General features: G+C 61.6%; 22 protein-coding genes. 7 read left to right on the top strand and 15 right to left on the bottom strand.

The genetic code is table 11. The features are described from left to right. The first annotated feature begins 23 nt into the window (after positions 1 to 23). Positions 24 to 2,357 (top strand): PAS domain-containing sensor histidine kinase, encoded by a 2,334-nt coding sequence (locus RB548_RS03925; protein ID WP_331374879.1) that lies wholly within the window; start codon positions 24 to 26, stop codon positions 2,355 to 2,357. 91 nt (positions 2,358 to 2,448) lie between these two features. Here the strand turns inward: RB548_RS03925 and RB548_RS03920 are convergent, their stop codons facing one another. The 12 genes from RB548_RS03920 to feuN all read right to left on the bottom strand — a co-directional run bounded on the left by RB548_RS03920 (position 2,449) and on the right by feuN (position 17,137). Beyond that, positions 2,449 to 5,406, bottom strand: a complete 2,958-nt coding sequence (locus RB548_RS03920) for a bifunctional [glutamine synthetase] adenylyltransferase/[glutamine synthetase]-adenylyl-L-tyrosine phosphorylase (protein WP_331373730.1) — start codon at positions 5,404 to 5,406, stop codon at positions 2,449 to 2,451. 32 nt (positions 5,407 to 5,438) lie between these two features. After that, entirely contained in the window at positions 5,439 to 6,845 is a 1,407-nt protein-coding gene (locus RB548_RS03915) for a sensor histidine kinase (RefSeq protein WP_331373729.1), read from the bottom strand. After that, positions 6,842 to 7,540, bottom strand: coding sequence for a response regulator transcription factor (locus RB548_RS03910; protein ID WP_153442097.1), 699 nt, complete (start codon positions 7,538 to 7,540; stop codon positions 6,842 to 6,844). Before RB548_RS03910 ends, RB548_RS03915 begins: the two co-directional genes overlap by 4 nt. Before the next feature lie 283 nt (positions 7,541 to 7,823). Next, the gene (locus RB548_RS03905; RefSeq protein ID WP_331373728.1) at positions 7,824 to 9,386 is read right to left on the bottom strand and encodes a Do family serine endopeptidase; all 1,563 of its coding nucleotides are present in this window, start codon (positions 9,384 to 9,386) and stop codon (positions 7,824 to 7,826) included. A 406-nt stretch (positions 9,387 to 9,792) separates the two neighbouring features. Then, positions 9,793 to 10,248 carry a cytochrome c-type biogenesis protein gene (locus RB548_RS03900; RefSeq protein WP_331373727.1) on the bottom strand — a complete coding sequence of 152 codons (456 nt, stop codon included), beginning with the start codon at positions 10,246 to 10,248 and terminating at the stop codon, positions 9,793 to 9,795. Beyond that, positions 10,245 to 12,233: a heme lyase CcmF/NrfE family subunit gene (locus RB548_RS03895; protein WP_331373726.1), complete on the bottom strand. Its 1,989-nt coding sequence runs from the start codon at positions 12,231 to 12,233 to the stop codon at positions 10,245 to 10,247. The genes RB548_RS03900 and RB548_RS03895 overlap by 4 nt, the downstream gene beginning before the upstream one ends. After that, a complete protein-coding gene (gene ccmE / locus RB548_RS03890; protein WP_331373725.1) occupies positions 12,230 to 12,682 on the bottom strand; it encodes a cytochrome c maturation protein CcmE in 453 nt (150 codons plus the stop codon). Before ccmE ends, RB548_RS03895 begins: the two co-directional genes overlap by 4 nt. Continuing rightward, entirely contained in the window at positions 12,679 to 13,824 is a 1,146-nt protein-coding gene (gene ccmI, locus RB548_RS03885) for a c-type cytochrome biogenesis protein CcmI (RefSeq protein WP_331373724.1), read from the bottom strand. The genes ccmE and ccmI overlap by 4 nt, the downstream gene beginning before the upstream one ends. 346 nt (positions 13,825 to 14,170) lie before the next feature. Continuing rightward, complete coding sequence (locus RB548_RS03880) at positions 14,171 to 14,617, bottom strand: hypothetical protein (RefSeq protein ID WP_331373723.1); 447 nt, start codon at positions 14,615 to 14,617, stop codon at positions 14,171 to 14,173. Positions 14,618 to 14,797: 180 nt separating this feature from the next. Continuing rightward, positions 14,798 to 16,183, bottom strand: a complete 1,386-nt coding sequence (locus tag RB548_RS03875; protein WP_331373722.1) for an ATP-binding protein — start codon at positions 16,181 to 16,183, stop codon at positions 14,798 to 14,800. Beyond that, positions 16,173 to 16,844, bottom strand: a complete 672-nt coding sequence (feuP, locus tag RB548_RS03870; RefSeq protein WP_136504056.1) for a two-component system response regulator FeuP — start codon at positions 16,842 to 16,844, stop codon at positions 16,173 to 16,175. Before feuP ends, RB548_RS03875 begins: the two co-directional genes overlap by 11 nt. Before the next feature lie 41 nt (positions 16,845 to 16,885). Further along, positions 16,886 to 17,137 carry a two-component system FeuPQ modulator FeuN gene (gene feuN, locus RB548_RS03865; RefSeq protein WP_180940511.1) on the bottom strand — a complete coding sequence of 84 codons (252 nt, stop codon included), beginning with the start codon at positions 17,135 to 17,137 and terminating at the stop codon, positions 16,886 to 16,888. Between the two features lie 607 nt (positions 17,138 to 17,744). On the opposite strand from feuN, the gene RB548_RS03860 reads away from it, so the two are divergent. Together RB548_RS03860 and RB548_RS03855 are read left to right on the top strand one after the other, a co-directional pair. Then, the gene (locus RB548_RS03860) at positions 17,745 to 17,885 is read left to right on the top strand and encodes a hypothetical protein (RefSeq protein ID WP_225105150.1); all 141 of its coding nucleotides are present in this window, start codon (positions 17,745 to 17,747) and stop codon (positions 17,883 to 17,885) included. A gap of 139 nt (positions 17,886 to 18,024) precedes the next feature. Further along, entirely contained in the window at positions 18,025 to 18,360 is a 336-nt protein-coding gene (locus RB548_RS03855; RefSeq protein WP_331373721.1) for an MmcQ/YjbR family DNA-binding protein, read from the top strand. Between the two features lie 32 nt (positions 18,361 to 18,392). On the opposite strand, the gene RB548_RS03850 is transcribed toward RB548_RS03855, so the two are convergent. Next, positions 18,393 to 18,860: a YcgN family cysteine cluster protein gene (locus RB548_RS03850; RefSeq protein WP_331374878.1), complete on the bottom strand. Its 468-nt coding sequence runs from the start codon at positions 18,858 to 18,860 to the stop codon at positions 18,393 to 18,395. A gap of 153 nt (positions 18,861 to 19,013) precedes the next feature. On the opposite strand from RB548_RS03850, the gene RB548_RS03845 reads away from it, so the two are divergent. From RB548_RS03845 to RB548_RS03835, 3 genes are all read left to right on the top strand, one after another. Then, positions 19,014 to 21,221: a transglycosylase domain-containing protein gene (locus tag RB548_RS03845; protein WP_331373720.1), complete on the top strand. Its 2,208-nt coding sequence runs from the start codon at positions 19,014 to 19,016 to the stop codon at positions 21,219 to 21,221. A gap of 96 nt (positions 21,222 to 21,317) precedes the next feature. Continuing rightward, the gene (locus tag RB548_RS03840) at positions 21,318 to 21,905 is read left to right on the top strand and encodes a DUF1214 domain-containing protein (RefSeq protein WP_331373719.1); all 588 of its coding nucleotides are present in this window, start codon (positions 21,318 to 21,320) and stop codon (positions 21,903 to 21,905) included. Then, positions 21,898 to 22,443, top strand: a complete 546-nt coding sequence (locus tag RB548_RS03835) for a DUF1254 domain-containing protein (RefSeq protein WP_331373718.1) — start codon at positions 21,898 to 21,900, stop codon at positions 22,441 to 22,443. The genes RB548_RS03840 and RB548_RS03835 overlap by 8 nt, the downstream gene beginning before the upstream one ends. A gap of 600 nt (positions 22,444 to 23,043) precedes the next feature. Here the strand turns inward: RB548_RS03835 and RB548_RS03830 are convergent. Next, positions 23,044 to 23,328, bottom strand: coding sequence for a hypothetical protein (locus RB548_RS03830; protein WP_331373717.1), 285 nt, complete (start codon positions 23,326 to 23,328; stop codon positions 23,044 to 23,046). Positions 23,329 to 23,514: 186 nt separating this feature from the next. Further along, complete coding sequence (locus RB548_RS03825) at positions 23,515 to 24,120, bottom strand: SH3 domain-containing protein (protein ID WP_331373716.1); 606 nt, start codon at positions 24,118 to 24,120, stop codon at positions 23,515 to 23,517. Positions 24,121 to 24,412: 292 nt separating this feature from the next. Here RB548_RS03825 and RB548_RS03820 point away from each other — a divergent pair, with 292 nt between their 5' ends. Then, positions 24,413 to 25,459, top strand: coding sequence for a DUF2336 domain-containing protein (locus RB548_RS03820; RefSeq protein WP_408642397.1), 1,047 nt, complete (start codon positions 24,413 to 24,415; stop codon positions 25,457 to 25,459). Positions 25,460 to 25,488: the final 29 nt, after the last annotated feature.

Genomic DNA, 25,488 nt, shown 5'->3' with positions numbered 1-25,488 from the left:
AGGCGCTTTCGAGGATGACAAGATTGGGAAAGATGGCGGACGCGCGACGGGGAAGCGCAGCCGACGGGCGGTTGCGACTCAAGTTTCCAGGCCTTTCCAGCCTAGAACGGGAGTTCATCGAGCAGGCAAAGCTGTTTGCCGAGCCCGCATCGCAGCGGCTCGCGAGCGCCGAGCCCGTTCTCAAGCGCTCCATTCCCGTCCTGATCATCGCTTTCCTGATTATCGTGGCCATTTCCCGCATGTCGGGCATCATGGGCGAACACGCCCGGATGGAGGGCAGTTCCCGCCAGGCTGTGAGTCTCGCGGCGGCGGCCGCCGCGGCTGCCTTCCAAGCCGATGGCGCGACACTTTTCGCCGACGGCCGGCGCTGGGAGGCCGAGCAGCGGCTCGGCGAATATCTTCCCGCAGACACGCTCGACGGCGGCATGTTTCTGCTGACCGTCCGCAAGGACGGACGGATATTTGCAAGCACGCAGGAGGGCGTTCACTTCATCGGACGCACGCTGGCATCGATCGCTCCCGACCTCGCCACGTTGCAGTATTACGGTGAAGGATCAAGCGTGGTGGAGACGCCAATCGGCGACGTCAACCACCTTGTTGCCCTGACACAGCTCCCGGAAGCCGCCGGCGTCATTCTGGCGGCAATACCGATCGCTGAACTCGAAACGGCGTGGCGCGACGAAGTTTCGCTCAATGTCACCCTGTTTGCAGGTATCTCCGCGATCCTGCTCGTCGTGCTCTACGCCTATTACATTCAGGCAAACCGCGCCCGCGACGCCGATGCCGTTTTCGCCGAATCGAACCTGCGCGTCGAAACCGCGCTCTCGCGCGGTCGCTGCGGCCTGTGGGATTTCGACCTCGCCAACCGGCGCCTCTTCTGGTCGCGGTCGATGTACGAGATGCTGGGCATGCCAGGCGACAGCAGCGTGCTGTCTTTCGGCGACGCTGCGCGGTTGATGCATCCGGAGGAGCGCGGCATTTACAGCGTGGCGCGGGCGATCGCCCGCGATAATGCGCGCCAGATCGACCAGGTGTTTCGGATGCGCCATGCCGACGGCCATTACGTGTGGCTGCGCGCGCGTGCCCAGGTCATTCGCACCGCCTCCGGCCGCACGCACCTTATCGGCATCGCCATGGACGTCACCGAGCAACACCGCCTTGCCCAGCGTTATGCGGAAGCGGATCAGCGTTTGGCCGACGCCATCGAATGCACGTCGGAGGCCTTCGTGCTCTGGGACAAGCACGATCGCCTGGTCATGTGCAACACCCACTATCAACAGGCGTATCAATTGCCGGATCACGTGCTCGTGCCCGGGACTGAGCGTACAGTCGTCCATGCCGCCGCGGCACGGCCGGTTGTCGAGCGGCGGGTCGCCGATCCGGATCGCAGCAATCACTCGCAGACAAGCGAGGTGCAACTCGCCGATGAGCGATGGCTTCAGATCAACGAACGCCGCACCCGCGACGGCGGTCTGGTTTCTGTCGGCACCGACATCACGCTGCTCAAGCGCCACCAGGTGCGCCTGCGCGAATCCGAGCGTCGGCTTATGGCAACGATCGGTGACCTTTCGGCATCACGCATCAGCCTGGAACAACAGAAGGCCGAGCTTTCGGTCGCCAACGCCAACTACCAGGCGGAGAAGGAGCGTGCAGAAGCCGCGAACCGGGCCAAGTCCGAATTTCTGGCGAACATGTCGCATGAATTGCGCACACCGCTGAACGCCATTCTCGGCTTTTCGGAGATCCTGCAGAACCAGATGTTCGGTCCGCTCGGGTCGGAGAAATACCACGAATATTCGCGCGACATCTACGAGAGCGGCAAACACCTGCTCAACGTCATCAACGACATCCTGGATATGTCGAAGATCGAGGCAGGCCACATGCGCATCACGCGCGAGAAGATCGATCTGGCGCCGCTCATCGAAGAGACCCTTCGCTTCACCACCATTCCAGCCGAGCAGAAGAACATCCGCGTCGTTCAGCAGATTTCCTCGGGCCTCACCATGATTGCCGACCGCCGCGCGATGAAGCAGGTTTTGCTGAACCTGCTTTCAAACGCCATTAAATTCACCAACGAAGGCGGCCGCATCTCTTTAAGAGCGCGCAAGGTCACCGGGGCAGTGACGCTGACGATCGCCGATTCAGGCATCGGCATTCCGAAGGACGCCTTGCAGAAGATCGGCCAGCCCTTCGAGCAGGTGCAGAGCCAGTACGCCAAGAGCAAGGGCGGTTCCGGCCTCGGGCTTGCGATTTCCCGCTCACTGACGCGCCTTCACGGGGGAACGATGAAGATTCACTCCACCGAAAACGTCGGCACGATCATATCCGTGCGCATCCCCGACCGCGTCGGCGGCTGAACCCCTACAGCGCTTTGAATTGCTGCATATGCAGCAGTTACTTCATCCGCGCGGACGCTCACTCGAAAGCACGGAGAGCGTTGCGCCGAAGTCACTCAGCGACAACGGATTGGAAAATCCCGCGGACCGCCTTGGAGAGGCTTCGGATATCCGCCTCAAGGTGCTTGAGATCCGGATAGTCGCCTGCCCCGCAAACGAGATCGACGAGGCCAGCAGGGGCGTCCTTCGGGTCGAAGTCCCCGTCGATGCAGAGGCGCACGATCTGCGAGACTTCGGTGAAAAGCGTCAACGCATCGACGGCCACGTCCAGGTCGTTGGCATTCATCATGGCCGCGCCGAGGCTCTTCAACGCCTCAAGCGTGTGCGTACCCGCCGGCGGCGGCGTGACCCCTTTTGCGGGCGCGATCAGGGCAAGGTATTGCGCGATGAACTCGATGTCGACGAGACCGCCGGGGATGAGTTTGAAATCCCAGATGTCACTCGGCGGCTTCTCCTTGTCGATCAGATCGCGCATCTCCTCCACGTCCTTGCGGACCTTCCCGATGTCGCGCTTTTGTGAAAGGACCTCGCCGAAAATCGCCTCCGCCTCGCTGAACAGGCTTTCATCGCCGCAGATGCAGCGCGCGCGCGTCAGTGCCAGGTGTTCCCACGTCCAGGCTTCCGCGCGCTGGTATTTGGCAAAGGCCGTAATGCGGGTCGCCACAGGCCCTTTGTTCCCCGACGGCCGCAATCGCATGTCGACGTCGTAGAGGATGCCCTCGGCGGTCGGTGCGGAGAGCGCCGCTATCAGCCGCTGCGTCAGACGGGTGTAATAGCGCACCGGATCGAGCGGCTTCATGCCATCGGACTGCGCCGCTTCGCTATCGTAGTCGTAGAGCAAGATGAGATCGACGTCGGAGCCGGCAGTCAACTCGTGGCTGCCGAGCTTGCCCATGCCGACGACGGCGACCCTGCCCCCCGGGAAGCGCCCATGCGCCGCGCGGACTTCCTCCATCACCGCATCGAGCGCCGCTGCGATGATGAGGTCGGCGAGATCAGTGAAGGCACGCCCTGCCTGGATGCCGGAAATGGCACCGGTCAAAAGTCTTATGCCGATCAGAAAACGCTGTTCGGCGGCGATGATGCGCAGGCGATCCAGCACCTCCTCGTAATGATGGCCGCCGGCAACGAAATTTGCGATTCTCGGTGCCAGATATTCCCGTGTCGGCAGTTCCGCGAGCAGCCCCGGATCCAGCATTCCGTCGAAGACGTGAGGCCTTGCGGCGATGACGTCCGCCAGCCGAGGGGCCGACGACATGATGTTGACGATCAGCGACAGGAGCCTCGGATTGTTTCCGAGCAGCGAGAAAAGCTGGATGCCGGCCGGCAGGCCGGAGATGAAATGGTCGAACCTAAGCAGCGCCTCGTCGGCGCGCCGGCTTTCGCCGAACACGCGCAAGAGTTCCGGCGTCAGTTCGGTCAGTCGCTCGCGCGCCTCCACCGACTGCGTTGCCCGATAGCGTCCGTAGTGCCATGTGCGGATCGTCCGCGCGATATCGGACGGGCGCTGGAAGCCAAGCTTCTTCAGGGTCTCCAGCGTGTCGGGATCGTCCTGTTGCCCGGTGAAGACCAGATTTCCGGTCTCGGTCGAGAGCTTTGCCTCCTGCTCGAAAAGCTGCGCATAGCGCCGCTCGACGGTTCGCAACACACGCGACAACTCTGTTGAGAAGGAAGCGGTATCCTCGAAGCCGAGCATGTAGGCGATCCGCTTGAGCTCCGCCTCCGTCTCCGGCAGGACGTGTGTCTGTTCATCGCGGACCATCTGGATCCGGTGCTCGACATTGCGCAGGAACCAGTAGGCCTCGATAAGCTCATCGGCGGTCGACTGATCGATCCACCCTGCCTCCACGAGGGCGCGTAGCATCGGCTCCGTCGCGCGCAGCCGAAGCTCGGGCATGCGGCCGCCAGCGATCAATTGCTGCGTCTGGACGAAGAACTCGATCTCGCGGATGCCGCCACGGCCGAGCTTGATGTTGTGACCCTTGACGGCGATTTCGCCATGTCCCTTGTGCGCGTGAATCTGCCGTTTGATCGAATGAATGTCGGCAATGGCCGCATAATCCAGGTATTTGCGGAAGACGAAGGGCGTCAGCTCCTTCACGAAGCGCTCGCCGGCCTCCAGATCCCCGGCAACCGGCCGTGCCTTGATGAACGCGGCGCGCTCCCAGTTCTGTCCCCTGCTCTCGTAATAGAGCATCGCCGCTTCGATCGAGATCGCGAGCGGCGTCGAACCCGGATCGGGGCGCAGGCGCAGGTCCGTTCGGAAGACATAGCCGTCCCCCGTACGTTCCTGCAGGATACGAACCAGGCGCCTCAGCAGTCGCGCGAAGATATCCGAAGCGTCATCCCGGTCGACAATGATGCCGGACTGCGGATCATAGAAGATGACGAGGTCAATGTCCGAGGAATAGTTGAGTTCGCACGCACCGAGCTTACCCATCCCGAGAACGACGACCCCGGAGCCGATGCTCGGCTCCGACGGATCTTTTAATTTGAACTTGCCGCTTTCATGCGCGCCAAGGAGCAGATGATCGATCGCGGCGGCAACAGTGGCAGCCGCGAAATCGCTCAACCATCGCGTCGTTTCCCGGCCGTCGAAAAGCCGTGACAGATCCGCCAGAGCGACTGCGAAGGCCAATTCGCGCTTTGCCTTGCGAAGCCTGGACATAATCTCAGCGTCCGGCAGTGCGGCCGCCGCTGGCTCGGGTCGCCACGCTGACCGGGCTGCCTCGATCCGGCGCTTCAGGAATTCGGATAAAGGTGTGGCGAGCAGGTCCTCGAGGATTGCTGGATCGCTGCCAGTCGTATCCCTTAAAAAGGGAGAGAGCGCGAGCGCCGAGACAACGAAGTCCTTGAGGGGCATCTTCGACGCCAGCAGATCCGCGATGCGATCGCGACCCTTGGCGACATCCTTCAAAACGGACAAAGCAGCCTTTGCGTCCGCCTGGCTGGTCGGACGGATCGGAACCACTTCGATATCGGACAGACGCCGCTCATCCGCTTCCGGCATGGACACCTCCTCCCAATCTCATGACCGGTCTATCAGGTCGCACGAGCGGGGAAAACCATGCGCACCGTCAGTCCCTTTCCATCTTTGCTTTCCGGGTCGGTCGCACTGAGCGCAAGCGAGCCTCGGTGCATCTCCATCACGGCCTCGACAAGCGACAAACCAAGCCCGGTCCCCGGTTTCGACCGGCTTTCATCCAGACGAACAAAGCGCTTCAACACCTCGCGGTACATATCCTCCGGGATGCCGGGACCGTGATCCGCGACCGTCAGCACCGCCTCGTTTCCACTCGTTGTCATCGCCACACGGATCAGTGGATTTGACGCTCCCTCGGCATATTTGATCGCATTGTCCATCAGGTTTCCAAGCGCCTGACCGATGAGTTCGCGATTCCCCGAGATCACGACGCCCGGCGGGATATCCGCTTCCAGCTTCAAGGCCTTGTCTTCGGCCGCAGGCTCGTAAAGCTCGACGCAATCGGCAACGATCTGGGAAAGATCGACATCGCTCATCTCGGCGATAGCGGAACCCGCCTCGACCCGGGAGATCATCAAGAGCGCATTGAACGTACGGATCAACTGGTCCGATTCGGCGATGATTTCCTCCAGGGCGCCACTCTGGCTTCCGTCCTCCTTGCCGGAGAGTGCGGCTTCGGCCCTGTTGCGCAGGCGCGTCAGCGGCGTCTTGAGGTCGTGGGCGATGTTATCGGAAACCTGCCTCAGCCCTTCGTTCAGCTTCTCGATTCGCCCGAGCATGGCGTTGAGCGATTCCGAAAGCCGATCGAACTCGTCGCCGGATCCGCTCGTCGGCAGACGCTGCGAGAGATCGCCCGCCATGATCTTCGTGCTGGCCTCGGACATGCGGTCGATGCGCTTCAGCGCGTTGCGACCGATGCCGAACCAGATGACGAGCGCGCCAAGCCCCATCACCCCCAGGGCGACGACCAATGCCTGGCGCACAAGCACGCGGAACTTCTCCGGCTCCTGAAGATCGTGACCGACGAGAATCCTGAGCCCATTATCAAGCAAAAGAACCTGGGCAAGAGCCACGTGGCTCTCCCCGCGGCTTTCGTCGGTGAACCGCCGGTAATGGAACGGCTCCGACTTCCAGCCTTCGTCGTCAAGCAGGCCCGGCTGCAGGCCAGCCACGTTGCCCGCGAGGATTTCTCCGCTCGGACCGGCAATCACATAGAGATTGGCGCCCGGCTGGCGTGCCCGTCGTTCGAGCGAGCGAAGCAGACCGTTCATGCCGGCGCGCTCGTAGACGGCCTCGATCTGGCTCACTTCGGCGCTGATGGCGTCGCGCGTCTGCTGCTCGAGCAAGCGCTCGGACATGCCTGTCACGTAGAAGACGAGAAAGACCGCGCAGAGGGAAAAGAGAATAAGATAGAGTGCGGAGAGCCGGACTGCCGTCGTTCTGAACAGGACCCTGAGTTTGCTCATGTCTCGGTCCGGTCGTCCTTGATCATGTAGCCGGCGCCACGCACCGTCCTCAAGAGCGGCATGTCGAAGTCCTTTTCGATCTTCGAGCGCAGACGCGAGACATGTACGTCAATGACGTTGGTTTGCGGGTCGAAATGGTAATCCCAGACGTTTTCAAGCAGCATCGTCCTCGTCACGACCTGGCCCGCATTCTTCATGAGATATTCGAGGAGCCGGAATTCGCGCGGCTGCAACGGGATTTCCTTGCCCTGCCGTCGAACCGAGTGGGCGAGCCGGTCGAGCTCGAGGTCGCCGACGCGGTAGACCATATCCTGTTCGGGCGCGCCCTTGCGGCGACCGAGTACCTCGACCCGCGCGAGAAGCTCGTTGAACGCGTAGGGCTTCGGAAGATAGTCGTCGCCCCCGGCGCGCAGGCCCGTGACGCGGTCGTCCACCTGGCCGAGCGCCGAAAGAATGAGGACGGGCGTGTGGATATCCCGCCGCCTCAGTTCGGTGATCAGCGACAGGCCATCGCGGCGCGGCAGCATACGATCGACCACCAGCACGTCGTAGGCATTCTCGCTCGCCATGAACAGCCCGCTTTCGCCATCGCTGGCGTGGTCGGAGACAATGCCGGCCTCGCGAAACGCCTTGGCGAGATAGGCCGCCGCCTCAAGGTCGTCTTCAACAATCAGAATCTTCATGCGCGTGACCATAGTCCCGGATCCCTGTCTGTCTCAACCGGTTCCACCACCTCTGCAGCGCCGCGCGTCTTATCAGACGCGCAAAGGTCGCTGTAGCTCCTTGAATTGCTGCATCACTTCGCTCCAGCACCGTGGCAACCATCGCTTCGGCCCGAATGAAAAGCGCCGCGAAATCACTCGGATGTCGCGGCACAGTTGGATCATGGTGATTTGCGGATTGTGCCGACCCATCACCGCGATCGGTCAGAATGGATTGGAGCGGGCGACCCACTCCAATCCTTCGATGGCCGCGTTATCAGCCTTGGTCGATCGGAAGCGCGACAAAGCGGCTGCCGTCGTCGGTTTCGATCTGGAAGAGCGCCTTGGTCCGCCCATCCTTCTTGGCGTTGTTGATCACCTTGAGGATGTCGTCCGCCGACTTCACTTCCTGATTGTTGACGGTGACGATCTTCTCACCTTCCTTCAGGCCGCGGTCGCCGGCGTCCGAGTCCGGATCGACGGAAGAGATCGTCACACCCGTGCCGTCCTCGGAAGGCGTTACCGTCACGCCGAGACCGGCAAGCGCTTCATCACTGGCTGTCGGGCCCTGCTCGGACTGCTCATCCTTCGGCTGCACAGCGTCGCTGGTCTCGTTCGGCAGATTGCCGATTTCGAGCTTGACGCTTTCAGACTTGCCATCGCGCCACAGAGTTACGTCGGCAGAAGAGCCCGGACGCAGTACCGCGACCTTGCGGGCGAGATCGCGCGGATCCTTGATCGGCTCGCCGTTCAGTGCCGTCACCACATCGCCCTTCTTGATCCCGGCCTTTTCGCCCGGAGAACCGGCCTGCGGTTCTACGACCAGAGCGCCGCTTGCTTCGGAGAGGCCGAGCGAATCGGCGATGTCCTTCGTTACGGGCTGGATCTGAACGCCAAGCCAACCGCGCGAGACGCTGCCGTCCTTCATGAGGTCGTTGACGACGTCCTTGGCAACGGATGCGGGGATCGCGAAGGCGATGCCGACATTGCCACCCGACGGGGCGAGGATCGCGGTGTTGATGCCGACAACCTCACCCGAAAGGTTGAACGTCGGACCACCGGAGTTGCCGCGGTTCACAGCGGCGTCGACCTGCAGGTAATCGTCATAGGGGCCGGAGCCGATGTCGCGGCCGCGAGCCGAGACGATGCCGGCCGTCACCGTTCCACCGAGGCCAAACGGGTTGCCGACTGCGACGACCCAATCGCCGACGCGCACTTTGCTGTCGTCCGCGAAGCTCACATAGGTGAACTTGCGCTTGTCGTCGACCTTGAGTACCGCAAGATCCGTGCGGCTGTCCTTACCGACCAGCTTGGCATCAAGTTCCGTTCCGTCATTCAGGATGACCGTGAAGGCGGAGCCATCGGAAACGACATGGTTATTGGTTACAAGGTAACCGTCTTCTGTGATGAAGAAGCCGGAGCCCTGGCCTCGCGGACGAAGGCGACCCTCGGCGTGCGGACCACGACGATCAGGGCGACGCTCGGCGCGATCATCGCCACCATCACCACGCGGGCCGCCGAACTCGCGGAAGAAGCGCTTCAGCGGATGATCATCGGGCAGATCTTCAAAGCCGCGGCCGCCGAAGTCGAAGCTGAAGTTGCTGGCTTCATCATCGGAAGCGTTCACGCGCGACTGCACACGAACGGAAACGACGGCCGGCGAAACCGCGTCGACGACATTCGCAAAGCTCGGGACCGCGGGCGCTTCCGTCTTCACCGCCTCGGCGAAGGACTGAGAAATCTGGGCCGGCAGACCGCTGGTCAGCATGACGGCCGCGAGGCCTGCAACCGTAGAAGTCTTCAGGACCGCCTTCAGGGATGGACGCTTGATGTTGGACATTCGTTTTGCCTTCTCTCTTCCATGAAGCCCACGCCAATCGGCGGGCGGCTTCGAAACCTTGACCACGAGCACCTTGCCAAACGGTATTTGACGTCCGGGGAAGTGCTCGCCTGGCTGCGCTGGAGGAACAGCCGATGAGGAAGGTGTAACGGACCGGACCTTACTGAGTTCTGTCCGGCAGATGAATATTTGGTAATGTTCGCACGGAAGCGGCGGAGAGACTAATCAGCGCCATGCGGAACGGCACTACAGCTCGTTTCGAATATGCGAAAACCGTCTATGCGCCTCGAACTATCGCTCGGCATCAAGACGCGATTCTCAGAGCCCGGGGCATCTGGGCATCGGTTCTAATAAGTTAGAGCGGGATGCGGGCGGAAAAACCGCGCGGACTTTTCCTCATCCCGCTCTAGGACCTCAGGAGCTTGTCGAGCTCTTCCTTTTCCTTGTCGGAAAGCGGCGCGCCGGGCGTACCAGCGCTGCGTCGGCGCGCAGCCACAACGAGGGCAACTCCGCCGCAAAGAAGCAGGATGACCGGCATACCCCAGAGGATCACAGTCTTTGCCTCGAAACGCGGCTTCAACAGCACGAATTCACCGTAGCGGGAGACGACATAGGCAATCACCGCTTCATCCGTGTCGCCATTCGTCAACCGTTCGCGCACCAGTACCCGCAAATCCTTGGCGAGTTCGGCATTGGAGTCGTCGATCGACTGGTTCTGGCAGACCATGCAGCGAAGCTTGGCCGAGATCGCCCGCGCACGCGCTTCGAGTGCGGGATCGGCAAGCACTTCGTCCGGATTGACCGCCAGGGCGGGTAGCGCGGAAGAGAGGCAAAGGAAAAGCGCGAGGAGCAAGCGGATCATTCGGCTGCCCCCAAGGCGAGCCGCGCGGCCCTCTTGGCGCGCGTTGGCGCACCAACCCGCAAGCGGCGATCACTGAGGGAGACAACGCCGCCCGCCATCATGATCAGCGCTCCGCCCCAGATGCAAAGTATCAGCGGCTTCCACCAGAGACGCACGACGATACCGCCGTCCGTCATCTGATCGCCGAGCGAAACATAGAGCTGGCTGAGGCCAAAGGTCCGAATTCCGGCCTCCGTCGTCGGCATCCGGCGCGCCGTATAGAGCCGCTTCGACGACCAGATTTCAGTGACCGCTACACCGCCCCGGCTGACGGTGAAATGCCCCGTTTCGTCGGTATAGTTCGGTCCGCGCCCTTGGCGCATTCCGTCGAAGCGCAGGGTATAGCCGCCGGCGTCCACCACCATGCCCGGCTTCATTTCGACAACCGTCTCGGTCTCGAAGGCAGTGACTGCGACGATGCCGATCAACGTGACGCCGAGTCCCGCATGGGCGAGTGCTGTCCCGAAGACAGAGCGCGGCAGGCCCGAAAGCCGCTTCCAGGCAGCGCTCCCAGTCACTTTGCCGATACCGGAACGCAGAACGAGATCGGTCAGCGCCCCCGCTATCAGATAGACGCCGAGTGCAATGCCGAGCAGAGCGAGTACGGGGCCGCCATTCATCGCGTAGTAATAGACCGCCGCGACAAGGAGGCCGACCGCGGCCGCGACGAACAAACGCTGGGCAGCGCCCGTGAGATCACCGCGCTTCCAGGCAAGCAGCGGACCGAAGGGAACTGCGCAGAGCAGCGGCAGCATCAACAGACCGAAGGTCATGTTGAAGAACGGTGCACCGACCGAGATCTTTTCCCCCGTCAGGGCTTCAAGCACCAGCGGGTAGAGTGTGCCGGTAAGCACGGTCGCTGCAGCCGTCGTGAGAATGAGGTTGTTGAGAACAAGTGCGCCTTCGCGCGAGATCGGCGCAAAAAGCCCTCCGGACTTGAGGCGGGACGCCCGGAGCGCGAAGAGCGAAAACGCGCCGCCGATGAAGACGACGAGAATGGCGAGAATGAAGATTCCACGCGTCGGATCGGTCGCAAAAGCATGCACCGACGTGAGCACACCAGAACGGACGAGGAAAGTACCGAGCAGCGACAGCGAAAAGGTCATGATCGCCAGCAGCACGGTCCAGATCTTCAGCGCCTCGCGCTTTTCCATCACCAGCGCAGAGTGCAGCAGCGCGGTGCCCGCGAGCCACGGCATGAAAGAGGCATTTTCGACCGGATCCCAGAACCACCAGCCGCCCCAGCCGAGTTCGTAATAGGCCCAGTAGGAGCCCATGGCGATACCGGCCGTCAGGAAGGTCCAGGCAGCAAGCGTCCATGGGCGCACCCAACGCGCCCATGCCGCGTCGATGCGGCCTTCGATCAGTGCCGCGACCGCAAAGGAAAAACAGACGGAAAAGCCCACATAGCCGAGGTAGAGCAAGGGCGGATGGATGGCGAGGCCGACGTCCTGCAGCACGGGGTTCAGGTCCTTGCCCTCTCCCGGTGCAGGAATGAGGCGGGCAAAGGGATTGGACGTCAGCAGGATGAAGAGCGCGAAGGCGGCCGCGATCCAGGCCTGTACGGCGAGCACGGTTGCCTTCAGCGTTTCCGGGAGGTTGCGGCCGAAAAGCGCCACGAGCGCGGAGAAGAAGACGAGGATCAACAGCCAGAGCAGCATGGATCCCTCGTGGTTCCCCCACACGCCGGAGAACTTGTAGATCAAGGGCTTCAGGGAATGCGAATTCTCCCAGACGTTCCGCACCGAGAAGTCGGAGGTCACGTAGGCAAAGGTCAGCACCGCAAAGGAGAAGGCAACGAGCAAGGCGCAGACGAGCGCAGCGCTCGATGCGAGTTCCATCAGCGCTTTGTCGCCGCGCCGCGCCCCGGCGATCGGCAAGATCGCCTGGATGAGCGCTGTCGCGAGCGCCAGCACCAGGGCGTAATGTCCGAGCTCGATGATCATTGAATGTTTTCCTTGCCGCCGAGTGCAACACCCTGGGCCTTCAGGCGGTCTGCAACGTCCTTCGGCATATAGGTTTCATCGTGCTTGGCGAGCACCGTATCGGCGACGAACACGGGGCTGTCTGCAAGAAAAGCGCCCTCGGCCACCACACCCTGCCCCTCGCGGAAAAGATCGGGCAGGATGCCGGTATAGGTAACCGGCACCGTTCCGAGCGTATCGGTAACGTTGAAGGTCACGGTCCTGCCCCCGCCACGCTTGAGCGAACCGGATTCGACCAGGCCGCCGAGGCGGATGCGCGTTCCCGGCGCAAGGCCTGCCTTTGCGAGATCGCCCGGAACATAGAAGTAGGCGACCGCCTGGCTGAAGGCGAACATCACCAGGAAAACCGCGGCCATCAAGAAGCTGACGCCACCGCCGATGATCGCCAACCGTTTCTGCTTGCGTGTCATTCTTCTTCTCCGTCCGCGTCGATGCCGAGTTCGCGGCCGAGAGCCAGCAATTGCTTCCCCTGCTCCCCGGTGGCCGGGAAAGCCTTCAGCCCTTGCTGTAGAGCGTCGCGCGCCTTGTCTCTTTGATCAAGCACAACGTAGGAACGGATCAGGCGCATCCATCCTTCGAAGTTCGCGGGATTTTCCTTCAGTTTGCTCGACAGGCTGTCGACCATGCCGCGGATCATGGCCTGGCGATCGCCGGTGTCCATCTGCGCTGCGGCGGCCATATCCTCGGACGTCGGGTTTGCGGGCATCGTGTTGCCGGCAGGCGCCTGGCCGGCGGAGAGCTCTGCGATGTGCTGGTTCACCAATGGCAACCAAGGCGCATCGACAGGAGAATTGCCGGCAAGCTTGCGGAACGCGGCGAGCGCATCCTGCTGTCTACCCTCCTGCTTGAGGCCGAGAGCCAGATAGAATTCCGAGCGCGGGTCGTTGGGGTCAAGGGCGAGCGACTTCTTCAAGGCTTCCTGCGCGTCGGCCGTCACCAGGCCGCCGGACTGCACGATCAACGCTTCCGCATAGCCACCGAGCCTGGCGGGCGTCGGCCCGAGCAGGCGGATCGCCTGATCGTAGGCGGCAACAGCGTCCTCGACCCGGCCGCTGCGCATGTAGATCGGCGCCAGCAGATCCCAGCCCTGGCCATCGCCCGGGTTGGCCGCGAGATGGTTCTCGGCCCGTGCAATCAAAATGTTGATATCGTCACCCGGATTGGCGAGCCTGGCTGCAAGCGGTTGCGCTGGCACGCCGGGACTGCCGGTAAGGAGATAGAGGCAAAGCCCCACGGCCGGAAGACAGACAAGAACGAAGAGCTGCGCGACGCGGTTCGAGCGCAGAGATTTCGGACCGCTCTCCTTGATGGGCGCGTCCGCGGCGCTTGCCGCAAGCAGCCGTCGCGCGATCTCCGCCCTGGCGAGTTCCGCGTCCTCGCCGCTGATCAGGCCGGACTTCTGATCCCGCGTCACTTCCTCGAGCTGATCGCGATAAACTTCGATGTCATGGCTGTGGGGAGACGAAAGCGGTGCCGCTGCCCGTATCAGCGGGAGAACGAGCACGGCAGCGGTTGCCGCCGTCAAGATAGCGACGAGGATCCAAAACAACATGCAGGGGAAATACTATGAGCCCCGTGCCATTCCAACTCGAAAACAGGCAATGACGGAGATTTGAGGCGTTTCGCCGCAAGGTCGCCCGTGTACGTCGATGGTTTGGCAGACCAAGGGCGCGTCACCGAAGTGACGCTGCTACAGCGCCGCGCATCTTATCAGGCGCGCAAAGGACGCTGTGGCACTTTGAATCGCTGCGTGTTTTTATCCGAGATCATTTCATTGTTTCTTTGAAACAGTGAAATGATCTAACTATTTGAAATTACGCAATTCCGGACGGAAAACCGTTACACACTTTTCCTGGAATTGCTCTAGTTCGGCCACCATTTAAGGGGCATGCCGTAGTTCACGTCAGCGGCGTCCACGTTCCATCGGAATTGCGGCACGCCGCTCCGCGCGCGGTCGTTTGCTGTCCTTTAGCGGTCACCGTGTGGCTGTATTGCCGGCAATTCTGTGAACCGACCTGAAAGGGTGCCGCGGCGACGACGGAGCCGCTGACGCCGCGTCCCTCCCACACGACCGGCTGCCCGCCCGGTGCCGCCTCCAGCGCCCGGTACTCGGCCTCGAGCGCCCTCTGCCGATCAGACTTGCCGAGATCGATGCCATCGAGGCGCGCGATGACGCCACCCTGCAGGGCGGCGATATAGGCTGTCGACGACGCTCCTCGCGTTGCGGTCGCAGAAAGACCTGAGACGGCCCCACGCTGGCCGTTCGATGCCGTACCGCAACCAGCCAGCGCGACGGCAGACGCGATGACGGCGATCCTACCGCTGGCGACAAGGGCTCGTGCCATTACTGCGTGGTTCCTCATGATCCCCCGACAACTCAACTTCAACGCAAACCACCTTCTCCGCCTTCCCGCACATCCGGCAGCGGACAGGTGGCACCCCGTCGATTTTCTTTTTGCACTCCCCAGCGCGTCAAGCAACCACACCCTCTCAGGGCATCGGCATTTTCGGCCGCGGTGTGGCCGCTAAACCGCAGCAGGCAAAACGAGTTGCGCCCGCAATCCTCCTTCGTCGCGCCGCGAAAGTTCGATCGTGCCTTGATATTCTCCGACAATTTCACTCACGATCGAAAGTCCAAGCCCAGTGCCGGGCTTGCTCTCATCAAGCCTTTTGCCACGCTTCATTGCCAAGGCGATCTGGTCCGGATTGAGCCCCGGACCGTCGTCATCGACGTCGAGTACGATCCAGTGCCGGCCCTGATCCTTGCCGTGCACGTCTTCCGGGGCGGGCCGCACACTCAGACAGACATGCTCGCGTGCGTGCCGCGCGGCGTTTTCGAGCAAATTGCCGACCGTTTCCTCGACGTCCTGCTGCTCCATCGCCAATATCAAACCAGGCGGATTGATCGACAGGCTGAACTGCCTATCCGGATTGAGCCGCCGCATTACCCGGACAAGCCGTTCGAGCGCGGGCTGAGCCTCGGTTCTGGCGAGGATCGAGCCGCGCTGCGCGGCGATACGCGCGCGGCTGAGATAGATTTGCACCTGGGTCTGCATGGCATCGGCCTGCGTCTTCACCAATTCCCCATGCGGTACTTCCAACACACGCGCTTCGTTGAGCAGAACTGCGATCGGCGTCTTCAGCGAATGGGCAAGGTTGCCGACCTGCATGCGCGCCCGCTCGATGATGCGGCGATTGCTGTCGATCAGGGCGTTCACCTCGTTGGCAAGCGGCTGGATCTCACGCGGGAAAGCACCGTCCAGGCGCTCGCTCTCGCCCGCGCGGATCTTTTCAAGGGAGCGGCGCACTTGGTCGAGTGGCCTGAGGCCGAACAGAATCGTCAGCGCATTGACGCCAAGGCCGCCGAGACCGAAGATCGACAGCGCGATGGTGAGATTGCGGGTGAAGCGATCGATATCCGCCTCCAGCACATCGCGATTGCCCGCGACGCGGAAGCGGGCGGCATGTCCCTGAATGTCGAGCACGACCTCGGTTTCGGCCACCTCGACCTCGTTTCCGAACGGATCCATGGTCGTGTAGAAGCGCTCGTAGCGAATATCGAAGGGGACTTCTTCGATACTGGCAATCGGCAGTTTCGCGGAGCCGAGAGACGTCGACAAGAGTGGTGGCGTATCAAATTCACCGATCGGTTCGACGATCCAGTACCATCCAGTCTGGGGCTGGGAGAAACGAAGGTCGCCGAGTTGCGGACTTCCGGACAGAACGGCCCTCTCGTTAACGGAAATCGAGTTGATGACATTGTAGAGCTGTGCGCGCAGCAGATCCTGGAAGCCGCGCTCAGACCCTTGCCTGTACAGCGCGGAGATAACCACTCCGATCACAACGAGGGCGACGACGGCCCAAACGGTCGAAACCGCCAGTACGCGGGCCGTGAGCGATCTAATTGCCATTGCCGGGCGCTTGCATGCGATATCCGAGGCCGCGGACCGTTTCGATCAGGTCGTTGCCGATCTTCTTGCGCAACCGACCAACGAACACTTCGATCGTGTTGGAGTCCCGGTCAAAATCCTGATCATACATGTGTTCGACCAACTCCGTGCGCGATACCACCTGCCCCATATGGTGCATCAGGTAGGAGAGCAGCCGGAACTCATGCGACGTGAGCTTCAGCGGCACGCCGCGAACGGTCGCCTTGGAGCCCTTGGTATCGAGCCGCACGGGACCGCAGACGATCTCGGAACTCGCATGTCCCGCGGCTCGCCGGATCAATGCGCGGATCCGGGCAAGAACCTCTTCCACATGGAAGGGCTTGGCCACATAGTCATCGGCGCCGGCGTCGATACCGGCCACCTTGTCGCTCCAGCGGTCGCGTGCGGTCAAAATCAGGACCGGCATGGTCTTGCCGTCACCGCGCCACTTCTCCAGAACGGTAATGCCGTCCATCTCCGGCAGGCCAATGTCGAGGATCACGGCGTCATAGGGTTCCGCATCGCCAAGATAGTGGCCCTCCTCACCGTCGAAGGCCTGGTCGACGACGTAACCGGCTTCTTTCAAGGCGTCGGCAAGCTGCCGGTTCAGGTTAGCGTCGTCCTCGACTATAAGAATGCGCATCTGCGTTCATTTCCCTTGCTCGTAGGTCGCCCGCAAGCAGCCTACATCGGCACCTTCACCGTCACCTTCTTCGGCCGCCCACCGTTGCCCGGGATAAGCACCGTGATCACGCATTGGCCGTCGGATGTCGGCTGGGCGGAGAGCAGTTCTCCACCCGTCTCGGCAACCACTTGCGCGGCGGCAGCGCTGCAATCGCCAGCCGCGCGGACAACAGCCGAAGGCACGTTGATGGCAGGCGGCGACAAGCCCGCCAGGCCTGCGGCAAGCGCGGCTATGATCACTGGTGAAGACATGAACGCACTTTCGACTTGGGAAGCATCATGGCGAAAATCATTAACTGATACAGGCTGAATGGCAAATGAATGTCGGATGCAGCACGCCCCCCCGGCGACGGTACCGTCACGCAGGAAAACGACCGTAGATTGCAACGATTCCTCCGGTTGCGAAAGATCGCGCAACTTGACCGGCACCACCGTTCGCCGACCACCCTGGACAGTGGCTTTGTTGAGATTTTTGCAGGAGATGCTTACGAGTACACGAACCGCGATCGCTCCTTTTGGAGGCTGGACGCCCACCCGGCGCTTTAATTCTTCCCGAATTCGCGATTCATCTGAATCGCTTGCGGCCGTTTTTTCAAGAATTGAGTCCGATCCTTCAGAGGCCGAACCAGCGATCTCCGGAAGTAAGCCCGCATATTTGCTCAAGGGTTTGAAAACGCACCGTTTTCCGGTTGTGTTCCCCCCGTCCAAGTGGTTCAAGAATAAAATTGTGGAGCAATCGAACATTAATCGATTTAAAGAATTTTCAATCGTTTAAATGATTTAAACCACTGATTTACAAAGTATTTACGATGTGAAATGGTCTTGCATCCTTTAACCGTCATGAAGCCAGGAGAAACGGATGCAGACGCTCGCGAACAAACAGCCCGCACTACCGCAATCCAGGATTCCGCAATCGCTTCTCGATCGTTTCGAGAACGAGTGGCGCGAGATGCGCACGGCTGGCGAGACTGCACAAAAGCCCGTTCCGCCTGCAGAATGACATTCCTGCACCGCTGAAAGAACACCGTTCTACCAGCGGTGCCATTCCTCAAAAAAGGCGCCGCAGCTCTTGTTGACCGTCGACGACGGAGGCTTCTCGGCCTTTTTACCAATCCACAATTCCATGTTACTCTTCCGCAATGCTGACCGAAGAGCTCGAAAAGCTGGCGCTCAGCCTGCCCGGAACTCAAGAGAATGCCCATTTCGGAACGCGGGATTTTCGTGTGGGCAAGCGGATTTTCATGTCCCTGCCGGAGGCAGGCCGCGCGGTCTTCAAGTTCACGCCCGACCAGCAGCGTATGTTATTGGAAATGGAGCCCGGAGTTTGCGCCGCGGTCCCCGGCGGCTGGGGAGAACGCGGCTGGACGTCGTTCTATTTTGTCGACGCCGACGAGGAGCTTGTCCGGCAGTCCATGGAAACCGCATGGCGCAACGTCGCGCCGAAAAGCCTCGTGAAGAAGAACGGTGGCGCCTGATCCTTCGCCCCGCCCAAAGGACGCGTTAGCGCTTAACGGACCGGTTCCAGGCCTACTTCCAGCGGCCAGGTAACCAGGTAGTCTTCATAATCCTCGACATCGATACCATCCTCCGCAACGGTGCGGCCCCGCACGGATATGCCTGCCGCATGGACGGTTTCCGGATCGCCGGACACGAGCGGATGCCACCAATAGAGATCCCTCCCCTCGCCGATCAGCCGATAGGCGCAGGTCGGCGGCAGCCATGAGATCTCATGCACCACTTTCGGGGTCAGCTGAATGCAGTCGGGCACGGTGGCCTGCCTGTTGTCGTAATCCTTGCAGCGACAGCTTTCACCATCGAGCAGAGTACAGCGGATCGACGTCCACGCGATCTCGCCCGTATCCCAGTCCTCGAGCTTGTTCAGGCAACAGAGCCCGCAGCCGTCACAGAGGCTTTCCCACTCGGCATTGCTCATTTCTTCAAGGCTTTTGGTTTTCCAGAAAGGCATTTCGCCCATCATGTCACACTTTCGTCCGTTCCATGCCGACATGGAAGATTTGCAGAAAATTGCCGGTTTTTTAAGGCCGGCAGCGCGATATGCAAGTAGATTGGAAACTCGCCTCGTGCAAATATCATTGCAGGGCAAGCGAACCTTCGGAACGAGAACGCCGTGCAGGAACCGAGGAAAGAGGACAACCGGCCGAAGAGGCGACACATCTTTCTCAGAATCGATTCCTGGATCGACTCGACGGTGTGGAATGCCGGATTCCGGCTGGCTGAATGGTGGGAAGAGACGACCATCTTCTTCCGTCGCTTTCGCGTACGCGGCTGGAAGAGAGCTCTTTTCGAAGTGCTTGGCGAAACGGCAACGTGGGGGACGGCCGGCTCGGTGCTGATGCTGGCTCTGGCCCTTCCGGCGTTTGAGGAAACCAAAGGCAATTGGCGCGCCCAGAGCGACTTTGCGGTGACCTTCCTCGACCGTTACGGCAATGAGATCGGCCACCGCGGCATTATTCATGAAGACTCGGCTCCGATCGACGAACTGCCGGACCATCTCATCAAGGCGGTTCTCGCCACCGAGGATCGGCGTTTCTTCGATCACTGGGGCATCGATTTTCTCGGTCTGGCGCGCGCCATGACCGAGAATGCCCGGGCGGGAGGCGTGGTCCAGGGCGGCTCGACCCTCACCCAGCAGCTTGCCAAGAACCTGTTCCTGTCGAACGAACGCACGATCGAGCGCAAGATCAAGGAAGCCTTCCTCGCCGTCTGGCTGGAATGCAACCTGTCAAAGAAGGAAATCTTGCGCCTCTATCTCGACCGCGCCTACATGGGCGGCGGCACCTTCGGAGCGGCGGCGGCGGCGCAGTTCTATTTCGGCAAGGCGATCACCGACATCAATCTCGCCGAATCCGCTATGCTCGCCGGCCTTTTCAAGGCTCCGGCCCGCTATGCGCCGCACGTGAACCTGCCGGCCGCACGCGGCCGCGCCAATGAGGTTCTCACCAACATGGTTCAGGGCGGCCTGATGACCGAGGGCCAAGTGATTGCCGCTCGCCTTAATCCCGCGACTGTGATCGATCGCGCCCAGGTCAAGGCGCCCGACTTCTTCCTCGACTGGGCTTTTGACGAAGCCCAACGTATCGCCGCCCCCTTCGCGCAACACTCCCTGATCGTGCGCACGACGATCGACATGGGTCTGCAACAGGCAGCCGAGGACTCGGTCGAGTCGAGCCTCCGGCAATATGGCGAAAGCTACAAGGTGAAGCAGGGCGCCGTGGTCATGGTGGAAAACGGCGGTTCCGTACGTGCCATGGTCGGCGGCCGCGACTATGGCGAAAGCCAGTTCAATCGGGCAACACGGGCGCTGCGGCAGCCGGGCTCTTCCTTCAAGGTCTATACTTACGCCGCGGCGATGGAAAAGGGCATGACCCCGGAGACGGTAGTCGTCGATGCGCCGATCACCTGGCGCGGCTGGTCGCCGCAGAACTACGCGCGCAAGTATGCCGGCCGGGTTACCTTGATGAACGCGCTCGCGAGATCGATCAACACCGTCCCTGTTCGCCTCGCCAAGGACAAGCTCGGCACCGAGATTATTGCCGCTACCGCAAAGAAGATGGGCGTCGAAACGCCCATCCGCACCGACAAGACGATGCCGCTCGGGACCTCCGAAGTAACCGTGCTCGACCAGGCGACGGCCTATGCTGTCTTCCCTGCGGGCGGCCTGCAGTCGCGGCGTCACGGCATCAGCCAGATCCTCAACTACGATGGCGACATCCTTTACGATTTCGGCCGCGATGCACCTCCGGCGCAACGGGTTCTGAGCGAACAGGCGACCTTGTCGATGAACCGCATTCTCACCCAGATTCCGGTGATGGGCACCGCGAGGCGCGCAGCCCTCGACAAAGGCATCGTTACCGGCGGGAAAACCGGCACCACGCAGGCGTATCGCGATGCCTGGTTTATCGGCTTCACCGGCGACTACACGACCGCTGTGTGGTTCGGAAACGACGACTATACATCGACCGATGAGATGACCGGCGGCTCGTTGCCGGCCATGACCTTCAAACGGTTGATGGATTATGCAGAACAAGGCATCGAGCATCGCGCGATCCCCGGCATCGACAATCCGCTTCCGGACGCGACCAAGGAGCCGGCAGCGGTCGCGGATGCAAAGCCCGATGAAAATGCCCTTCCGCCGCTTGTTCGCCCGCGTTCCCTCTCCGCCGAAGTGACCAGACTGTTGAAAGCGATCGGCGCGACGTTCGAAAAAGCATCCCCGCTCAAGGCACCGGAAAAGAACTCCGGCAGGGTCGCAGTGCTTGAGACGCCGACGAACAACTCCCCCGAACGCGTTACGGCGAATGCCACAAGCAATTGACTTTGTAGTCACAAATCCGTTCTTTGACGAACGAACCGGTCATGCCGCGTGGCTTTCGCAAATTGCCAGGCAAACGAGATACGATAGAGCCGCTCCTTGTTTCGCATCCCCCTCCTCGTCGCACTCGCTCTGATCGTCGCCTTTGGCGGCGGGGTCACTTCGGCTGTCTGGGCGCTGAAGGCGACCGTCGGCTTCGGCTCGATCGCGATCGGCCCCTGGGTCGCGTTCCCCCAGGCGCAGACGGCGGCGGCAGACCCTTACGCCAAGGCGCACCGCGCCCGCGCCGGCGAGTTGCTCTTCGGGGGCGCGGAAGGGCTGATTTTCACGGCTGCGACCGACGACAGCGGCGCCCGGCTGTCGCCGGCCTGCTCCTACGACATCTCGGGCATAACGCCGCCGGCCCGTTTCTGGACCCTCTATGCGACGACGTCGGAGGGCGTGACCTTGCGGCCCGGACCTGACCTGCCTTCGGCGGTGAACTCCTGGACGGTGCTGCGCGCTGAAAACAGCAGTTTCGTCGTTCACGCCTCGCCCGTCGCGCATCCAGAAAACTGGCTCGCCATTCGCCACAGCGGCAGCTTCAAATTCGTATTGACCCTACTCGACACACCGACTGCCGGCTCCTCGGGGCTGATCGATCTTGCGATGCCGAAAATCGTCAAGACGGGGTGCGGAAATGCGTAGCACGCTGTTCGCCGTTCTCGTCGGCCTGTTTGGCGCGGCTCTGCTGCATATCATCATCGTGCTCGCCCTACCGCAATTCACCGGCCGGGACGCCTATACGCGCGTGCTCGGCCTCCTCGAGATGGACAGCTTCTTCCCGCTGACGGTCGAGCCGGGGGTAACTGGACTCGACAACAGCGACCCTTATCTGCGAACGGCCGCCTGCAGCTTTTCGATCGCGGAGGCGCCCGCGCGCTTCATCGCCCGCGGCGCGGTGCCGTTCTGGTCGCTTTCCGTCTTCGACAGCAACTCGAACGAAGTGTTCAGCATGAACGATCACACGGCCGTCAACGGCAGTCTCGACCTGGTTGTCGCCACGCCGATCCAACTTGTCGAATTGCGCAAGTCGCCCCCCGAAACGCTGGCTCAGTCCATCATGATCGAGATGAAGGACGACGAGGGTTATGCGGTTCTGCGCGCTCTTGCTCCGCTCGACAGCTTCGAGGAACAGGTTCGCAATTTCCTGACCGAGTCGAGCTGCGAGCCCTTCCGGCGTTGACGCGATACGGCCGGCGCCGCCGCTTCCCGGCGTTCCGGATGGCATTGTGGTCGAAGATTTGTGGAGGCGCCCGGTATCCCGGGCATTGAAGTGACGACTTAAGTCACGCGGCCGCACCCGCGTGGGCGGCGGTGCCGCACGCTACAATTGAACTACTGCTTCTTCACCCGCCGTCCAGCCGGTGCCGAGGGCTGTGGTCCACGACCGTCGAGACGCTCGTAACGGATACCTGTAAACAACAGCACAGTGGCGCTGCCTGATTTCACGGGCCGCCTTCGCGGCTTTTGGACCCTGCGGTCCTGCATTCTGATTACGTCTGCCATGCTCGTCTCCGTATTTTCATGAGACGGATGAACTACCGTACCGATTTCACCCTGCCCGCCGTCGGGCTGACGCATTTTCCAAAGACCACATTCCCTGGACAGACACGCCGTTCTCATCTGCTCCTTCTTCCGGTGACCCGGACGTTGTTTCGGTTCCCATCAGATGCCGGACCGATGATAGCCGGTCCATCCTGATTGAGCCATAGCCTAGTTAACACTATCTTAAGCTCATCGTGCTTCCCCCCTTTTTGGTCCGCTATTCCGGTGCCTGAAGCGGTCAGCGTCTCGCAAGCAGCCCGAACAGGAATGCAACACCCGCGATCGTCAACAGGCTCGATATCGGCTCCTCGCGAACGCGTTCACGGACGCGCGCCGTCATCAACTCGGCTTCGCCCTGCACGACGGCTTTTGCGCCAGTGCTGATGGCCGAAACCGTTTCCGTGAGCCGAGCAATCTCGGTTCTCAGGTCTGCAATCTGTGCTTCCAATTCCGCCTGCGCGCTCGCGGTGCGTGCTTCAGCATCCGTTTCCGCCCCGACGGCCGCCAGCTTCTTCTCCGCCATTTTGTCGCTCCTCTTCTTCGCGCGATGTCAACGCACCGAAGCAGGATTGGTTCCCGCGAGGCGGCGCAAATAGACCGAACCAAAAGAGCGGGCGGCGCCATCTCGAAACGTCTCTAGCCGTTCTCACCGCCTGCGTGTCGTAGCCCGACCTTCGAGCGGCCCGCCGCCGACTGAGGGCACGGCGCTTCAGTCGTTCTCACACAGACGGTCATCGAAACCACACTCCGGAACCACTCGCATTTCATCGTCGCGGCGTCGTTCGCGCCGCTCGTCGTCGCGGTCACGCTCCCATTCCCGGCGATCCTCGCTCACTTGCCTGCGCTCCCATTCGCGCCGATCCCACGCACGCTGTCGTTCCCAGTCACGCCGGTCCCGTTCTTCCGCCCAGTCCGGACCACGGCGCCAGCGGTCGCGGTTGCGGTAGAAGTCGCGGCCCCTGTAGTTGCGGTCCCAATAACGATCGAACTGGAAGACGACCGTGGGAATGCCGAGCGGGCGATAATACTCCGGCTCCAGATAAACCCTGCCGCTGCGGTAGATGGCCTGCACATATCGACCGGCAACCCAACCGCGCCCGCCGTAGAAGGAAACATCACACCACGGCAGGTCCGCCAGGCAGCCGTGGATTTCTACCGATTCGCCGGCAGGGATCACGGTCACGGCCGGATAGCGTATGCTCGGCCCCGATCGCATGTTGACATTGGCGGTGGCAAAACCTTCCGCAGCCTCGGCTACCGCCGGGACGAGCATGAGCGCACAAACAGCGACCGCCCGAAAAAACGCATCTTTCACAGATCTATCTCCATAGAGGGCCACCTTCGGTCCCTTCGGCTGGCACCAGCGCGTCGCCGATTTGCGGATCAAATAGAAGTGCATGTGGAGTTTTTAAGGCTGAAAACAGCCCGGAATTCCGACCTCTGTGGATCAACGAATATTCCGCTTCGCCACGACAGTGCCGCAAGCCTGAATAAAGCCCCAACGTCCATAGTTAATGCTACGCTAACGTTTTAGATCTATTTTTGATGACGTGTGCCGTTCCGGGCCATCGGCGATGGCGATCGTGTTTTGCGTGCAAGGATAAATTGTGACGAACCGGTTTCGTGAGTTGGAGAGGCCGCAAACGGGCCGACTGAAGGACGTCGTGCTGATGGCGACCGTCACCGGCTTCGAGAGCCTTCGCATCCCGCGCAAGTCGGACATGAAGCAGTTTGCCGAGCTGTTCGAACCGCTTTTCCTCGGATCGAGCGACGAAGCCCGCCGTCAGGCGACCGCCGCCCTTTCGCAATGTGCGCACGTGCCCGAGCCCGTCGCCCTGCTGATCGGCAGCATGCCGATTTCCATTGCCGCTACCTTTCTGACCCGATCGAAAGCAATTTCCGATCGGGCGCTGATTGCCATCATCCGCCGGCAGGGATCGGCCCATGCCGGCGCGATCGCGCACCGCGAAAACCTTTCACCCTCGGTCGTCGATGCGCTCGTCGAGCACCACCAGGCCATGTATGCGAACGGACAGCTGGATGCGAATCAGCCCGGGACAGACGCGATAAGCCCACCGCCGCCGGCCGAGGACAGCGCTTCTTCCGATCGCATCGCCCGCGAAGACAAGCTGCGCGAGGAAATCAAGGCATTGGCGCGGGCCGAGCCGCGAGAAGGCACCTCCCGCATTCGGCCGATCGACGAACTCCACCAGGCGTTGCTCATGCGGTTTGCCCGCAGCGGCGAAGCGGTTCTCTTCGCTACGGCTCTCGCCGACGCATTGCGATCGAGCCGAGCGCTTGCGGAGCGGATCCTTCTCGACATTTCAGGTCAGCAACTCGCCGTGACCCTTTCTGCACTTGAGTTCCCCGCAGGCGAGATGAGTTCTCTGCTCGAGGCATTCTATCCACACCTTTCCGAAAGGCTCGGCGGCGGCACGCGCACCACAGCCCTGGTTGAGGCGGTTGCAAGGAAGGTCAGCGTCGAACGGGTCGAGGCCTGGCTGCGTGCGGATGAGCATGGAGCCACCGAGCCGGCCCGCTACGAGGCCCACTTCGCCGACAACCGTGCCTCCGACCCCCGCCAGCAAGAGGCTCGTCCAGCCCTCGCCCATCGCAGCACCACCCAGCCCATGCGCGGGTTCGGGAGAGGCTAACCTCGCTTCGCGCTCCGTGTTAACTACAG

The sequence above is a fragment of the Sinorhizobium chiapasense genome (assembly GCF_036488675.1).
GTDB lineage: Bacteria > Pseudomonadota > Alphaproteobacteria > Rhizobiales > Rhizobiaceae > Sinorhizobium > Sinorhizobium chiapasense.
Note: the sequence above shows the minus strand (reverse complement) of the source record. Positions and strands in the feature narration are given on the sequence as shown.

Coding starts and splice junctions, on each gene's coding strand:
- RB548_RS03915 (WP_331373729.1), bottom strand. CDS start 6,845: ATGAGCAAACTCAGGGTCCTGTTCAGAACGACGGCAGTCCGGCTCTCC.
- RB548_RS03910 (WP_153442097.1), bottom strand. CDS start 7,540: ATGGTCACGCGCATGAAGATTCTGATTGTTGAAGACGACCTTGAGGCG.
- feuP (WP_136504056.1), bottom strand. CDS start 16,844: ATGCGCATTCTTATAGTCGAGGACGACGCTAACCTGAACCGGCAGCTT.
- RB548_RS03895 (WP_331373726.1), bottom strand. CDS start 12,233: ATGATCATCGAGCTCGGACATTACGCCCTGGTGCTGGCGCTCGCGACA.
- RB548_RS03855 (WP_331373721.1), top strand. CDS start 18,025: ATGCTGACCGAAGAGCTCGAAAAGCTGGCGCTCAGCCTGCCCGGAACT.
- RB548_RS03905 (WP_331373728.1), bottom strand. CDS start 9,386: ATGTCCAACATCAAGCGTCCATCCCTGAAGGCGGTCCTGAAGACTTCT.
- RB548_RS03920 (WP_331373730.1), bottom strand. CDS start 5,406: ATGCCGGAAGCGGATGAGCGGCGTCTGTCCGATATCGAAGTGGTTCCG.
- ccmE (WP_331373725.1), bottom strand. CDS start 12,682: ATGACACGCAAGCAGAAACGGTTGGCGATCATCGGCGGTGGCGTCAGC.
- RB548_RS03875 (WP_331373722.1), bottom strand. CDS start 16,183: ATGGCAATTAGATCGCTCACGGCCCGCGTACTGGCGGTTTCGACCGTT.
- RB548_RS03830 (WP_331373717.1), bottom strand. CDS start 23,328: ATGGCGGAGAAGAAGCTGGCGGCCGTCGGGGCGGAAACGGATGCTGAA.
- RB548_RS03880 (WP_331373723.1), bottom strand. CDS start 14,617: ATGGCACGAGCCCTTGTCGCCAGCGGTAGGATCGCCGTCATCGCGTCT.
- RB548_RS03835 (WP_331373718.1), top strand. CDS start 21,898: ATGCGTAGCACGCTGTTCGCCGTTCTCGTCGGCCTGTTTGGCGCGGCT.
- RB548_RS03850 (WP_331374878.1), bottom strand. CDS start 18,860: ATGGGCGAAATGCCTTTCTGGAAAACCAAAAGCCTTGAAGAAATGAGC.
- feuN (WP_180940511.1), bottom strand. CDS start 17,137: ATGTCTTCACCAGTGATCATAGCCGCGCTTGCCGCAGGCCTGGCGGGC.
- RB548_RS03860 (WP_225105150.1), top strand. CDS start 17,745: ATGCAGACGCTCGCGAACAAACAGCCCGCACTACCGCAATCCAGGATT.
- ccmI (WP_331373724.1), bottom strand. CDS start 13,824: ATGTTGTTTTGGATCCTCGTCGCTATCTTGACGGCGGCAACCGCTGCC.
- RB548_RS03900 (WP_331373727.1), bottom strand. CDS start 10,248: ATGATCCGCTTGCTCCTCGCGCTTTTCCTTTGCCTCTCTTCCGCGCTA.